Source organism: Mesorhizobium sp. CA4 (assembly GCF_020165075.1).
Taxonomy (GTDB): Bacteria; Pseudomonadota; Alphaproteobacteria; order Rhizobiales; family Rhizobiaceae; genus Mesorhizobium.
This window is the reverse complement of sequence record NZ_JAIUHK010000023.1, coordinates 65,611-77,855: the sequence shown is the minus strand read 5'-3', so window position 1 is coordinate 77,855 and position 12,245 is coordinate 65,611. Positions and strand designations below refer to the sequence as shown.

The 12,245-nt window shown below is 63.9% G+C and carries 15 protein-coding genes and 1 pseudogene; 8 read left to right on the top strand and 8 right to left on the bottom strand.

Translation table 11 applies throughout. The annotated features are described in order from the left end of the window. Nucleotides 1–48: 48 nt before the first annotated feature. From LB528_RS19335 to LB528_RS30435, 5 genes and pseudogenes are all read left to right on the top strand, one after another. On the top strand, nucleotides 49–270 hold the full coding sequence (locus LB528_RS19335) for a hypothetical protein (protein ID WP_224513209.1): 222 nt from the start codon (nucleotides 49–51) through the stop codon (nucleotides 268–270). A 62-nt stretch (nucleotides 271–332) separates the two neighbouring features. Next, nucleotides 333–734 (top strand): hypothetical protein, encoded by a 402-nt coding sequence (locus LB528_RS19330; RefSeq protein ID WP_224715949.1) that lies wholly within the window; start codon nucleotides 333–335, stop codon nucleotides 732–734. Further along, entirely contained in the window at nucleotides 715–1,017 is a 303-nt protein-coding gene (locus tag LB528_RS19325; RefSeq protein ID WP_224513205.1) for a DUF982 domain-containing protein, read from the top strand. The genes LB528_RS19330 and LB528_RS19325 overlap by 20 nt, the downstream gene beginning before the upstream one ends. Before the next feature lie 60 nt (nucleotides 1,018–1,077). After that, nucleotides 1,078–2,970 carry a molecular chaperone HtpG gene (htpG, locus tag LB528_RS19320; protein ID WP_224715948.1) on the top strand — a complete coding sequence of 631 codons (1,893 nt, stop codon included), beginning with the start codon at nucleotides 1,078–1,080 and terminating at the stop codon, nucleotides 2,968–2,970. A 19-nt stretch (nucleotides 2,971–2,989) separates the two neighbouring features. Then, a pseudogene (locus LB528_RS30435) lies at nucleotides 2,990–3,334 on the top strand (hypothetical protein); the annotation flags it as partial. A 439-nt stretch (nucleotides 3,335–3,773) separates the two neighbouring features. Here the strand turns inward: LB528_RS30435 and LB528_RS19310 are convergent. Next, nucleotides 3,774–5,396: an ABC-F family ATP-binding cassette domain-containing protein gene (locus LB528_RS19310; protein ID WP_224715947.1), complete on the bottom strand. Its 1,623-nt coding sequence runs from the start codon at nucleotides 5,394–5,396 to the stop codon at nucleotides 3,774–3,776. A 215-nt stretch (nucleotides 5,397–5,611) separates the two neighbouring features. Between LB528_RS19310 and LB528_RS19305 the strand changes: the two genes are divergently transcribed. Continuing rightward, nucleotides 5,612–5,938: a GYD domain-containing protein gene (locus LB528_RS19305; RefSeq protein ID WP_224513197.1), complete on the top strand. Its 327-nt coding sequence runs from the start codon at nucleotides 5,612–5,614 to the stop codon at nucleotides 5,936–5,938. A gap of 27 nt (nucleotides 5,939–5,965) precedes the next feature. Here the strand turns inward: LB528_RS19305 and LB528_RS19300 are convergent, their stop codons facing one another. The 3 genes from LB528_RS19300 to LB528_RS19290 all read right to left on the bottom strand — a co-directional run bounded on the left by LB528_RS19300 (nucleotide 5,966) and on the right by LB528_RS19290 (nucleotide 7,785). Beyond that, the gene (locus tag LB528_RS19300; RefSeq protein ID WP_224715946.1) at nucleotides 5,966–6,709 is read right to left on the bottom strand and encodes a 2OG-Fe(II) oxygenase; all 744 of its coding nucleotides are present in this window, start codon (nucleotides 6,707–6,709) and stop codon (nucleotides 5,966–5,968) included. A 123-nt stretch (nucleotides 6,710–6,832) separates the two neighbouring features. Next, nucleotides 6,833–7,357, bottom strand: a complete 525-nt coding sequence (locus LB528_RS19295) for a hypothetical protein (RefSeq protein WP_224715945.1) — start codon at nucleotides 7,355–7,357, stop codon at nucleotides 6,833–6,835. Nucleotides 7,358–7,362: 5 nt separating this feature from the next. Then, nucleotides 7,363–7,785 carry an OsmC family protein gene (locus LB528_RS19290; RefSeq protein WP_224715944.1) on the bottom strand — a complete coding sequence of 141 codons (423 nt, stop codon included), beginning with the start codon at nucleotides 7,783–7,785 and terminating at the stop codon, nucleotides 7,363–7,365. Nucleotides 7,786–8,106: 321 nt separating this feature from the next. Between LB528_RS19290 and LB528_RS19285 the strand changes: the two genes are divergently transcribed. Continuing rightward, nucleotides 8,107–9,351 carry a cytochrome-c peroxidase gene (locus LB528_RS19285; RefSeq protein ID WP_224513191.1) on the top strand — a complete coding sequence of 415 codons (1,245 nt, stop codon included), beginning with the start codon at nucleotides 8,107–8,109 and terminating at the stop codon, nucleotides 9,349–9,351. 450 nt (nucleotides 9,352–9,801) lie between these two features. Here LB528_RS19285 and LB528_RS19280 read toward each other — a convergent pair whose 3' ends face one another. Further along, nucleotides 9,802–10,389 (bottom strand): dihydrofolate reductase family protein, encoded by a 588-nt coding sequence (locus tag LB528_RS19280; protein ID WP_224715943.1) that lies wholly within the window; start codon nucleotides 10,387–10,389, stop codon nucleotides 9,802–9,804. A gap of 97 nt (nucleotides 10,390–10,486) precedes the next feature. On the opposite strand from LB528_RS19280, the gene LB528_RS19275 reads away from it, so the two are divergent. Then, nucleotides 10,487–10,945: a winged helix-turn-helix transcriptional regulator gene (locus LB528_RS19275; RefSeq protein ID WP_224513187.1), complete on the top strand. Its 459-nt coding sequence runs from the start codon at nucleotides 10,487–10,489 to the stop codon at nucleotides 10,943–10,945. Between the two features lies 1 nt (nucleotide 10,946). Here the strand turns inward: LB528_RS19275 and LB528_RS19270 are convergent, their stop codons facing one another. The 3 genes from LB528_RS19270 to LB528_RS19260 all read right to left on the bottom strand — a co-directional run bounded on the left by LB528_RS19270 (nucleotide 10,947) and on the right by LB528_RS19260 (nucleotide 12,138). After that, complete coding sequence (locus LB528_RS19270) at nucleotides 10,947–11,162, bottom strand: hypothetical protein (RefSeq protein WP_224513184.1); 216 nt, start codon at nucleotides 11,160–11,162, stop codon at nucleotides 10,947–10,949. Between the two features lie 535 nt (nucleotides 11,163–11,697). Beyond that, the gene (locus tag LB528_RS19265) at nucleotides 11,698–11,844 is read right to left on the bottom strand and encodes a hypothetical protein (protein ID WP_224513182.1); all 147 of its coding nucleotides are present in this window, start codon (nucleotides 11,842–11,844) and stop codon (nucleotides 11,698–11,700) included. Between the two features lie 99 nt (nucleotides 11,845–11,943). Next, on the bottom strand, nucleotides 11,944–12,138 hold the full coding sequence (locus tag LB528_RS19260) for a hypothetical protein (protein ID WP_318012325.1): 195 nt from the start codon (nucleotides 12,136–12,138) through the stop codon (nucleotides 11,944–11,946). Nucleotides 12,139–12,245 lie beyond the last annotated feature (107 nt).

Below are 12,245 nucleotides of genomic sequence, written 5' to 3'. Positions count from 1 at the left end.
TTCCGGCAACGGGAGCGGGCGCTTCACCAGCAACAATGGGAGGCCCTTATGGATATGATGAGCGGAAATGGCTCGGTTCCGGCGCCGACGCATCCGGCAAGCGAATTCCTCGCCTATGAAACCGAGTGCCGGAGCGCGCTGAAGCCGCTGCTGACACGCTTGCTCGACACGGCCGAATCCGCCGGATGGAACCGGCGGACGGTTGCCTCGACGCTGATGTTCCTCGCCGCACAGCAGGTATCGGCGGCGGAAACATCGGCGCGCGGCTGAGCCAAATCGGGCCCCGCTTCCAAGGCGGGGTCCATCCGATCGCGGAACGGACGAGGATTGCCATGATTGCGGGACGATTGCGGGAATGCCTGAGAACCGTGCGATGGGACGCCGCAGACCTCGCGCAGGAGCTTGGCTGCGCCAGAAACGACGTGGCGCGCTGGATTGAGGGGCGCGCGCCAGTGCCGCTGGCGGTCGCCGCCTGGATCGAGGCCCTGGCCAAGGCGCATAGCGCGCTGCCGCCGCCGCGCCTGAACCAGCAGAGTCCAGCGGCGCACACCACGCCGGCGGGCCCGGTGGTTGTGCAGGCCTTCACCGGCATAGGCCAGTCGCGGCCGCACGGCATCGTCCTGCAAGCGCCCTACCCGCGCCGGCCTGCGCTCGCCGGGACGACCGGCCTTCGCCCCAGCGCCATGGGCACCCACCCGAAAGAGGGTCCAGACCATGAACCACGACCGCTTTGAAGAGCCTGTCACTGTCCTCGTCGGCATGGGCTTGCCGGTGCGGCTGGAGACGGTGGCGGAAGCCTACGCCCTGCTGCAGGATTGGCCGGCTGCGAGCAGGAGCAGCGCATATGCGATCGCGCTCAACGCCTGCAAAGCCGGCATTGCCGGCCAGATCGACGCGGAAATGGTGCGGGCAACCCTTGTTGCCTTCGCCCGCCGCCACGATATTCTGGCGCCGGACGTGGTTTCGCTGGCGCCCGCAGCGCTGGCAGGGCGCGCGTCCACAAGCAATAATGGCTGAAGATTTGAAACCGGCGCGTGCTGGCGCGACGGACAAAATAACCGAACCCAGGAATTCTGAATGACGACGGACACCAAGGCGAAGGAAACCAGGACATTCGAGGCGGACGTCTCGCGGCTGCTGCATATGATGGTGCATTCGGTCTATTCGGACCGGGACGTCTTCCTGCGCGAGCTGATCTCCAACGCGGCGGATGCCTGCGAAAGGCTGCGCTTCGAGGCGGTGAGCCGGCCAGAGCTTCTGGGCGACGATGCCAAGCCGCGCATCACGATTGCCGCCAATCCGGACAACAAGGAACTCTCCGTCGAGGACAACGGCATCGGCATGAGCCGCGACGAGATGGCCGAGGCGCTTGGCACGATCGCGCGCTCGGGCACACGCGCCTTCATGGAGCGCGTCGAGGCGGGCAAGGCGGCGGAAGACACGCAGCTCATCGGCCAATTCGGCGTCGGCTTCTATTCCGCTTTCATGGTCGCAGACCGGGTCGACGTCATCAGCCGCCAAGCCGGCAGCAACGAAGCCTTCCGCTGGTCCTCCGACGGCAAGGGCACCTACGAAATCGCGCCGATCCCGCTCGAGGCCGCACCCAAGCGCGGCACGCGCGTCGTGCTGCATCTGATGGAAGACGCCTCTTCCTATACCACGCCTTACCGGCTCGAGGGGCTGGCGAAGTCGCAGTCGGGACATGTGCCGGTGCCGATCACGCTCGTCGAGAAACCCGGCGCCGAACCGCGCGACATCGCCGACGGCACGGCGCTTTGGGTGCGGCAAAAGAGCGAGATCAAGCCGGAGGAATATACCGACTTCTACCGCAGCATCGCCGGCCAGTATGACGAGCCAGCCTCGACGATCCATTTCCGCGCCGAGGGCCGACAGGAATACGGTGTGCTCGCCTTCGTGCCGGGATCGCGGCCGTTCGACCTGTTCGACCAGGACCGCAAGGGCCGCATGAAGCTCTATGTGCGGCGCGTCTTCATCGCCGACGATGCCGATCTCCTGCCGCGCTACCTGCGCTTCGTGCGCGGCCTGGTCGATTCCGCCGACCTGCCGCTCAACGTCTCGCGCGAGATGATCCAGGAAAGCCCCCTGCTCGCAGCGATCCGCAAGGGCGTCACCAACCGCATTCTCGGCGACCTCGCCAAAACGGCCGAAAACGATGCCGAGGCCTACGCCAAAATCTGGGAGAATTTCGGCGTCGTCCTCAAGGAAGGTCTTTATGAAGACTACGAGCGGCGCGAGCAGCTGCTGAAGCTTGCCCGCTTCCGTTCGACGACTTCAGGCGAAGGCTGGCGCAGCCTTGCCGATTATGTCGGAGCGATGAAGGAAGGCCAGAAAGCGATCTTCTTCATGGCCGGCGACGATCGCGCCCGGCTCGAAGCTTCGCCGCAGCTCGAAGGTTTTCGCGCGCGCGGCATCGAGGTGCTGTTGCTCACCGATCCGGTCGACAGTTTCTGGGTGACGATGGCACCGGAATTCGACGGCAAGCCGTTCAAGTCGGTGACGCAGGGCGCGGCGGAACTTGCCGATATCGCGCTGCCCGAGGATACGGCGAAGCCCGAGGCCGAAACGTCATCGGATATCGCCGCCTTCCTGGCTTTCGTGAAGACGACGCTTGGCGAGAAGGTGTCGGACGTGAAGGCCTCCGACAGGCTGACCGAAAGCGCCGTCTGCCTTGTCGCTCCCGAGCACGGCCCCGATCGCCAGTTCGAGCGCCTGCTCAATGCCGCCGGCCGGCTCGACAAAGCGGCCAAGCCGATCCTTGAGATCAACCCCCGCCACGAGCGCGTAGCGGCGCTGGCAAAGCTCGGCGACGACGACAAGGCGTTCAAGGAAGACGCCGCGCACCTGCTTTACGACGAAGCGCGCGTGCTCGACGGCGACAAGCCGGCGGACGCCAAGGCGTTCTCGGCGCGCCTAGCGCGGCTGATCGATCGCGGGTTGGCAAAGGGGTAAGCGCCGGCGCTGCGCTTGAATGGCTTGCCGGAGCCCAGCAGTAACTGGGCGCTGGCACATTTCCGACAGGCCGCTTAGCCTTATAGTTCCTACGGATAAGCGGCAGGAGCCTCTGATGAAACGTATTGTTCTCGTCCGGCACTGGGAAGAACCGGGCGACGATCGCGCCCAGACCACCCTGGAGGCCGACGGCCATGCAATCACGACCGCGATGCCGTTCAAAGGCGAGACGATCGATCTCAGCGCTGTCGACGGCGCCGTGATCTATGGCGGACCATTCAATGTCTTCGACACCGACAAGCATCCGTTCCTCGACGACGAGGCTGCGCTGATCGAGCATTGCCTGGAGAACGACCTGCCGCTGCTCGGCATCTGCCAGGGCGCGCAGCAGATCGCCTGGCATCTGGGCGCCGATGTCGGGCCGGTGGAAAGCGGCATCAGAGAGTTCGGCTATTTCGAGATAACGCCGACGGCTGAGGCCGGCGACTTTCTCGACCGGGCGCTCTTCCTGCCACAGAACCATTTTCATACGTTCGCCCTGCCGGAAGGCGCCGTGCATCTCGCCTCGAGCGAGATTCCCCAATCAGGCGTTCCGGATCGGCGAGAAGACCTACGCGCTGCAATTCCATGCCGAGCAGGGTCCGGCCGGCTTTCGGCGCTGGCAGGAACGGCAAGGCGCGCCCTACGGAACGCTCGGCGCGCAGGACCGGGACGAACAGGACAGGCTGATGGAAGCTCACCACGCGGCACAGCTTGCCTGGTTCAGCGGCTTCGTGACGAAACTTTTCGGCTGAAAAGCGGCCCTACCCCCTCAGCCCAGGCGCTTCCTGGCCGGTGCGGGCGACATATTCCGTATAGCCGCCGCCATAGGTGTGGATGCCTTCGGGTGTCAGCTCCAGCACGCGGTTGGACAGCGCGGCCAGGAAATGGCGGTCATGCGAGACGATGAGCATGGTGCCTTCGTATTGCGACAGCGCCTCGATCAGCATCTGCTTGGTGGTGATGTCCAGGTGGTTGGTCGGTTCGTCGAGCACCAGCAGGTTGGGCGGGTCGAACAGCATCAGCGCCATCACCAGCCGCGCCTTCTCGCCGCCGGAAAGCACGCGGCACTTCTTTTCGATCTCGTCGCCGGAAAAACCGAAGCAGCCGGCCAAAGCGCGCAGCGGCGCCTGGCCTGCCTGCGGAAAATTGTCCTCCAGCGTTTGGAAGACGGTGCGCTCGCCATCGAGAAGTTCCATCGCATGCTGGGCGAAATAGCCCATCTTGACGCTCGGACCGCGCGCAACCGAGCCCTCGTCCGGCTCGGAGGCACCGGCCACCAGCTTCAAAAGCGTCGACTTGCCGGCGCCGTTGACGCCCATGACACACCAGCGCTCGCGGCGGCGTATCTGGAAGTCGAGGCCTGAATAGATCGAGCGGCTGCCATAGGATTTGTGGATGCCTTTCAGCGTCGCCACGTCCTCGCCGCAGCGCGGCGCCGGCTGGAACTCGAAGGCTACCGTCTGGCGGCGCTTCGGCGGCTCGACACGGTCGATCTTGTCGAGCTTCTTCACCCGGCTCTGCACCTGCGCCGCATGCGAGGCGCGCGCCTTGAAGCGCTCGATGAAGGCGATCTCCTTGGCCAGCATCGCCTGCTGGCGCTCGAACTGCGCCTGCAGCTGCTTGTCGGCCAGCGCACGCTGCTCCTGGTAGAATTCGTAATTGCCGGAATAGGAGGTGAGCGCGCCGGCGTCGATCTCGATGATCTTGGTGACGATACGGTTCATGAACTCGCGGTCGTGCGAGGTCATCAGCAGCGCGCCGTCATAATCCTTGAGGAACTTCTCCAGCCAGATCAGGCTTTCGAGGTCGAGATGGTTCGACGGCTCGTCGAGCAGCATGACGTCGGGCCGCATCAATAGGATGCGGGCGAGTGCCACGCGCATCTTCCAGCCGCCGGAAAGTTTTGAAACGTCGCCGTCCATCATCTCCTGGGAAAAGCCGAGACCGTCGAGAACCTCGCGCGCGCGGCCGTCCAGCGCATAGCCGTCGAGCTCCTCGAAGCGGTGCTGCAATTCGCCATAGCGCTCGATGATCTCATCCATCTCGTCGGCGCGGCCGGGATCGCCCATGGCGTGCTCAAGCTCGCGCATCTCGGCGGCTACCGCGCTGACCGGCCCGGCGCCTTCCATGACTTCGGCGACGGCGCTCAAGCCGCCCATGTCGCCGACATCCTGGCTGAAATAACCGATGGTGACGCCGCGATCGACCGACACCTGGCCCTCGTCCGGCTGCTCCTGGCCAATGATCATGCGGAACAAGGTCGTCTTGCCGGCGCCGTTCGGACCGACAAGCCCGATCTTCTCGCCCTTCTGCAAGGCGGCCGAGGCTTCGATGAAGACGATCTGTCGGCCGTTCTGCTTGCCGATATTTTCGAGACGGATCATGGGACGGTGCGGGAAACTGCGCTGAGATGGCGGGATTTGCCCGGGGCATACGCGAATGAGGGTGCGGAGGGAAGAGCAGAAGCGCCGCATACCGCGCTCGGCTATTCCTTCGAGGCAGAACCAAGCCGCGGTAAAATTGATTCGCGTCGCCGACAGATCGAGCGCTTAGTGCTGGAGCCAACCACTTGATGGGCTCTGGCAAGGGAGGTCCAACTATGGCCATGTACCTGACGCGCTTCAGCTACACGCCCGAGACATGGGCGCGAATGATCGAAAACCCCGAGGATCGCCGCAAGGCAGCCAGCTCATACATAGAATCGGTGGGCGGAAAGCTGCACGGGTTCTGGTACGCGTTCGGCGAACATGACGGCTGGAACTTGTGGGAGGCGCCGGACAATGTTTCGATGGCGTCCGTCGTGCTCGCCATCGGTGCCGGAGGGGCACTCAGCTCCTGCGAGACCACCGTCCTTCTCAGCGTCGAGGACACGATGGGCGCGCTGGGCAGGGCGAAATCGATTCGTTATCGGCGGCCGGGAGCGTAGAGGCGAAAAACGCCGCCTCGGGGAGTGTCACCTCGCGTCATGGAAGATAATGCCTAGCGTATGTCGCCTGCCCGAGCGCAGCCGGCTGACGCCGTGGCGCAGGTTGACGCGATAGTGACCTCGCGTGCCCTCCGCCGGCCGGTTATGCACGGCGAAGATCACCGCATCGCAGCGCTTGAGCGGCACCACCTCTGCGCGGCTCTGCATGCGCGGGCGCTGTTCGGTGAGCACGAATTCGCCACCGGTGAAATCCGCACCAGGTTCGGACAAAAGGATCGCCACCTGCAACGGAAAGGCAAGATCGCCGTAGAGGTCCTGGTGCAGGCAGTTGAAATCGCCGGGGCCGTATTGCAACAGAAGCGGTGTCGGTCTCGTCTGGCCTTCGTCGTGGCAGCGCTTCAGGAAGGCGGCGTGCTCGGCGGGATAGCGCTGGGCAACCCTCATCTTCTCGTTCCAGTCATTGGCGATCGTGGCGAGGCGGGTATAGAGGGCTGAGCGCAGGCCTTCGATCAGGTCAGGCAGCGGATATTTGAAGTAGCGATATTCGCCCTTGCCGAAGCCATGACGCGCCATCACGACGTGGCTGCGGAAATGCTCTTCATGCGGATAGAGGGCAGCGATATCGGCGCATTCGTCCGCCGACAGCAGGCCGGACACGACCGCGCAGCCATGGGCATTGAGGTCTGACACCAGCGCGCGCCAATCCTGCGCCGCGACACGGGATTCGGCGGAGCGGCTGGCGCGTTTGGTGTTCAGGGGATGGATGGTCATGGGTTCGCTCCATCGCTTGCTTGTCCTGAAGATGGGGCGCGCAGCCGGAGCGAACCACCCGTTTCATGACAAGGTGGCGAGGCGCTGGAGCGCTGATCTCCCTTGCGGGACAGATCAGCAGCTTCACCGCTTGCGATACATCTCCAGCTCCGGATCGAGATCCACCTTCACAGCATTGGTGAACACACAGGTCGCCACCATGATGCCGGCGAAGGCGGTGAGGTTGACCAGCAGCGTCTCGTCATAGCGCGCCTTAAGCGCGGCCCACGTCTCATCCGCAACGGCGTTGGCATCAGCGGCGACCGCCTTGCCGAAGCCAATCAGCAGCGCCTCGTCGGCGGTGGGCTCGATCGCTTCGGGGTCGAGCCCGCTGTCGATCAATGCGCGGCGGAAGAAGGTCACGGGGATCTCGGCGCGCATCGTCCCGGCGATCGCCTTCGAGAACAGCCAGATGGCGCGGTCGTCGAGCGTGGGCTTGAGAAGGTCGCGCAGCATGAACCATTCCGCGTAGATGCGGTGGGCGGTCGGCGAGTGAAGCAGGATGCGTTTCATGTTGGTCATGCGGCCGCGCAGCGCGAGCTCTCGGTCGTGCTCGGCGCGGATGTCGTCCGAGGCGGTCGGGTAGTCGATCGGCGATAGATGCGCCATCGCGCTCACCCCAATGTGGCGCGAAGCGACGGCGCGCCGCGCAGCGTGTTGGAGACGGTGCAGATGTCTTCCGCGTCCGCCAGGATCCGCTCTTTCATTGCGGCATCGAGGTCGCCGGTGATCTCCAATCTGACGATGAATGTTTCGACCCGCGACGGCTCGTCCTTCGCCTTGCCGCCGCTCACATCCGCCCTCACCTCGCCGAGTCGGTCGACGACGCCAAGGCGGGTGGCGGCGATGCGGGCGCTGAGCACCATGCAGGCGGCTAAAGAGGCATAGAGCAGGTCGAGCGGGCTGAAGCCGGGAGCGCTGACCTGCGTGACCACGTCGACGGTACCGCCGGTCGGGGTTGTGACCGCCGGCAGGCCGCCCGGCGGCAGGACGGCAAGCGCGCCGGCGTTGCGGGTGCGTAGCTTCAGGTCAGCCATTGCGTTCCTCGTCAGATCGATAACCATCAATAGCGGACGATGATTGAGAAGGACAATCGCCAAGGGCCGGCGCTGCCCCTCATTGTCCTGCCGGACATTTCTCCCCGTAGCGCTGACAGCCTGCGCGGCCTTGAAGCCGGCTGGAACGCCAACTGCAGCTGCGACAATGCCCAGCTGCTTCGACGCCTTGTCACCTATGTGACAGTTCTGCAGCGGCCGAACACGGTTCGTGAGCGAGAAAGCCGGTCATTCAATCCGTTGCATTCGATCCCTACGTCGCGGATGATCGGGCGAAAGAAATCAGGGATGCCGCCGCATACGATGAAAAATCATGCGGTCGCCCTTCTGGCGGCCTCGATAGTCGGCTTCACCGCGCCTGCCAATACCGCGGAGCCATCCAGCCTTCACCCAGGCCCTATGTCGCGCCAGGAAGCCTATGCGCGAGCCGAGGCGCTGACGGCGCTTGGGCGGCAGATGTTTTTCGATCCGTCTCTCTCGGCATCGGGCAAGCAGGCCTGCTCGTCCTGCCATGATCCCAACCATGCTTTCGGCCCGGCCTCGGCCTCGCCGGTCGAAATGGGCGGAGCGAAGCTCGACCAGCCCGGCGTTCGCGCCGTGCCGTCGCTGCGCTACCTGCAGGCGGCGCCGGCCTTTACCGAGCATTTCTACGATTCCGAGGACGAAGGCGACGAGAGCGTCGACAATGGCCCGACCGGCGGCCTGACCTGGGACGGCCGCGCCGACCATAGCAAGGACCAAGCGAAAATCCCGCTGCTCTCGCCCTTCGAGATGGGCAACAAGGACGCGGCCCAGGTGGTCGCCAGCCTGCGCCAGGCGCCATATGCCGACGCCTTCAAGGGGGCGTTCGGCGCCGATGTCTTCGAGCACCCGCAGGACGCCTTCGACGCCGCGGTCGAAGCGCTCGGCACGTTCGAGCAGAGCAGCGCCGATTTCTATCCCTATTCCAGCCGCTACGACGCCTTCCTCGCCGGCAAGGCGCAGCTCTCCGCCCAGGAATTGCGTGGCCGCATGCTGTTCGAGGACGCGGCGAAGGGCAATTGCGCAAGCTGCCATCTCAGCGAAGCGGCCAATGACGGCGAGCCGCCGCAATTCACCGATTACGGCCTGATCGCGATCGCCGTGCCGCGTAACCCGGCGATTCCCGCCAATGCCGATTCCAACTATTTCGACCTTGGCTTGTGCGGTCCGCTGCGCACCGACTTCAACGGCCGCGCCGACTATTGCGGCCTGTTCAAGACGCCGACGCTGCGCAACGTGGCGCTCCGGAAAAGCTTCTTCCACAATGGCTATTTCCACTCGCTGCGCGAGGCGGTGGCCTTTTATGCCAGCCGCGACAGCGACCCCGCGCGCTGGTATCCGAAGAAGGCCGATGGCACGGTCAACAAATTCGACGACCTGCCAAAGGCTTATTGGGGAAACCTCAACACCGACCCGCCCTTCAACGGCAGAAACCCCGGCGACACGCCGGCGCTGACCGATGCCGAGATCGACGACATCGTCGCCTTCCTCGGCACGCTGACCGATGCCGACCAGGCGGGACAGTAGTCTAAACTGCCAGGACACATCGTTGGGACGCAACATGCGGCGACTCCAGTCGGCGCCCGGCTATCCACCTCAACTGTGTGCCAATGTGAGCCACATCATAGGAACGCCAAGTCGCGTCTGCTATATTGCCGATCTCTTCACAGGTGGAGTCTGCGATGAGGTTCGTAGCGGTGCAGAAGCCGGCCGGCAACAGCTGGGCGGTGTTCGATGCGGGCAACGGGGCGCCGGCCGAATAGGCCGGCCGGGTGCTTATCAGCCTGACATCCCGTGAAGCCCGCTGGTTCGTCGCCGCTGGGAACGAGCATGCAGCCTGGCTGCGGCCGGGACGGCCAGCCAGGCAACTCCGGCTAGTCAGCGGAGGCGGCTCCCAGCCGATCCGGGAAAGGCCCGGCCAACACGAGTTAGCAAGGCGCGCTGCCGGCTTGATTCAGCGCGCCTCGGTGGTGTCTGTCATTGCGCCGGCGCGTAGCGGCTCACCACCATGCCGCTTGCATAGGGCTTCGAGCCGAGGAGCTTCAGCCTGCCAAATCCGCCCTTGTCGAAGATGCGGCGGCCGCTGCCCAGAACCGCCGGATTGATGAAGAGGTGGTACTCGTCGACAAGGGCCGCGGCAACCAGCGCCGAGGCGAAGCCGGCGCCCCCGAACACGGCGACGTTGCCACCCTCGCCCTGTTTCAGCCTGTGCACCTCGCGCGGCAGGTCGCCGCTCACGACCCGCGTGCGTTCCCAGCGCGATACCCGGAGCTTATCGCTCGCCACCACCTTCTCAGCGTCGACGATGCGCCGCGCGAAGGCATAGAAAGGGTCCTTCGGATATTTCTTCGCCGCGTTACCCCAGTGGCTCAGATAGCCCTCCTCAGCCATCTTGCGGCTCAACAGGATGGTATCGATGGTCTCGAAAATGGCGTTGAAGTCCTGTTTGAGTTCCTCGTCCCAGGCGCTGTCGTCGCCCCAGTCCCAGAGCTGCCACCGACGGTCCTCATCGGCGCCGACGAAACCGTCGACCGACATCTGCATTTGCAGGATCAGCTTTTTCATCTCCGGTCTCCTCTCAAATTGATTTACTTTTGGAACCATTTGACGCGATACGGCAATGGTGTCAATAGTAAATTGATTTAAAAATGGAACCGTACCGATGTCGACCAAGGGACGATCCGGCTGCCCGATCAATCTCTCGCTCGAACTGCTCGGCGACCGCTGGACGCTGCTCATCATCCGCGACCTGGTCTTCGCCGGGAAAAGGCATTTTCGCGAGTTCCTGCAATCCGACGAAGGCATCTCGTCCCGCACGCTCGCCGAGCGGCTGCAGACACTGGTGGACGAAGGCATCCTCACCCGCAGCGACGACCCGAGCCACGGGCTGAAGGCGATCTACCGGCTGACCGAAGCCGGCATCGACCTGTTACCGGTATTGGCGACGCTGGGCGCCTGGGGCAGCAAACATCGCAGCGCCGACGATAAGCTCGCGCGGATCGCGGATGAACTCGCGGCCGGCGGCGAGCCGGCGCTGGAGCGGATGAAGCGGAGGCTGAGAGCCGAGCATCTGGGCCAACGGGACGGCGCAGCTGCCCGTCTCCCCTCATGGGCGAGGTAGGCTAGCGGGCCCGTCGGCGTCGCAGCGGCCCGACCGGCTCCCCGGCCGGCGGCTCTCCGGGCAACCCCAAACGCAGCCGTTCCTCCTCGGCGAAGATCTCGGCCTGCGCCTGAACATCGAACACTTGCTGTGTCAGCCTGCCGCCATCGACGACGCGCACGATCCATTGGCCATTGATAGCTTTTACACGGACACTGTCTGGCTCGCTTGTTACCATATACAGCTCCTGCTCTTCGTTCGAAGAACTGCCTAACTCCGATCCAATATGATCTAGCGCGCCTGGAGTTGCCGAAAAGCGGGGCTTATTGGTCTTTAGTGCAAAGCGGCTCTCCGTTGTTCAGCACGTTTGCGGAGCCTCGCGAATAAAGATGAACATGTCGGAGCAGGCATGCCTTGCACCCCGGGGCAGCGGAAGTCCACTTTGCTACGACGTTCGGCCTGCGAGACGACGCGACAGTGGATTTCGAAAGCGTCAGGATGGGACTGTGAATCGCGCAGCCGGGCACTTGGCCGTGCATAAGTGGGAACGAATCCGTCACGGCGGCGGCCCGGCAGCCTTGGGGGGTGATACTGGGTTCGGCGGCCGGGCCTGACCGGAGTTTGCGAGGCCGCCGGCTGTCACAAACATGCGCCTGGGCCCGGGCAAGGACAAGAACGACCTAGGCCCTAGGACCAAAGCTAAAAGGATATGGCCTACACGACCAGTTGCGCTTTGACCGGCTGGGAAGAAAACGTGCCGAACGCCGGCCGCGTCAAAAGCCGAAAAAATGCCGGCCGACGAGATAGCCGAGTGCCGCGACGACCAGCGGAAACAGCGCCGGCGCGGCCTTGCTGAACAGCGAGGGGTTCACCTCCTTGGCGGGAGCGCTGGGTTTGGCATTGCCGAGGTTTTTGGTCATGAGCTCGTTACCGGTTGGGGGCTAGCTGCCGGCTGAGACATTAAATTAGAAGTTGCTTATTAAATTTCCCGGAAGGCCGCCGCTACAATTCGCGGCAATTTATTCCGATTGCTGGATACGCTCGGCAAGCGCGAAGGCCTGGAGATTGCGCGACTTGCCGGGATCCTGGTCGGCGTTGGCGATGATGGCGTGGAAGGCCGCGCGGGCGCTATCCTTCTTCTTGGCATGCGGATGCAGTTTTCGCACCGCCCTGAGCAGGTCTTTCGGTGTCATATCGGGTGTGACGACGCGCATCAGCGTATCACCTATGGCCTGCAATTCACTGGCATCCATAATGATGAACCCTGTTTTTGAATGATGAACCCTGTTTTTGGCGGCATCAGCCTAACGGGCGAGCGCGT

Coding starts and splice junctions, on each gene's coding strand:
- LB528_RS19285 (WP_224513191.1), top strand. CDS start 8,107: ATGAAAAATCATGCGGTCGCCCTTCTGGCGGCCTCGATAGTCGGCTTC.
- LB528_RS19300 (WP_224715946.1), bottom strand. CDS start 6,709: ATGACCATCCATCCCCTGAACACCAAACGCGCCAGCCGCTCCGCCGAA.
- LB528_RS19330 (WP_224715949.1), top strand. CDS start 333: ATGATTGCGGGACGATTGCGGGAATGCCTGAGAACCGTGCGATGGGAC.
- LB528_RS19270 (WP_224513184.1), bottom strand. CDS start 11,162: ATGGTAACAAGCGAGCCAGACAGTGTCCGTGTAAAAGCTATCAATGGC.
- LB528_RS19305 (WP_224513197.1), top strand. CDS start 5,612: ATGGCCATGTACCTGACGCGCTTCAGCTACACGCCCGAGACATGGGCG.
- htpG (WP_224715948.1), top strand. CDS start 1,078: ATGACGACGGACACCAAGGCGAAGGAAACCAGGACATTCGAGGCGGAC.
- LB528_RS19295 (WP_224715945.1), bottom strand. CDS start 7,357: ATGGCGCATCTATCGCCGATCGACTACCCGACCGCCTCGGACGACATC.
- LB528_RS19290 (WP_224715944.1), bottom strand. CDS start 7,785: ATGGCTGACCTGAAGCTACGCACCCGCAACGCCGGCGCGCTTGCCGTC.
- LB528_RS19335 (WP_224513209.1), top strand. CDS start 49: ATGGATATGATGAGCGGAAATGGCTCGGTTCCGGCGCCGACGCATCCG.
- LB528_RS19265 (WP_224513182.1), bottom strand. CDS start 11,844: ATGACCAAAAACCTCGGCAATGCCAAACCCAGCGCTCCCGCCAAGGAG.
- LB528_RS19310 (WP_224715947.1), bottom strand. CDS start 5,396: ATGATCCGTCTCGAAAATATCGGCAAGCAGAACGGCCGACAGATCGTC.
- LB528_RS19260 (WP_318012325.1), bottom strand. CDS start 12,138: ATGCGCGTCGTCACACCCGATATGACACCGAAAGACCTGCTCAGGGCG.
- LB528_RS19280 (WP_224715943.1), bottom strand. CDS start 10,389: ATGAAAAAGCTGATCCTGCAAATGCAGATGTCGGTCGACGGTTTCGTC.
- LB528_RS19275 (WP_224513187.1), top strand. CDS start 10,487: ATGTCGACCAAGGGACGATCCGGCTGCCCGATCAATCTCTCGCTCGAA.
- LB528_RS19325 (WP_224513205.1), top strand. CDS start 715: ATGAACCACGACCGCTTTGAAGAGCCTGTCACTGTCCTCGTCGGCATG.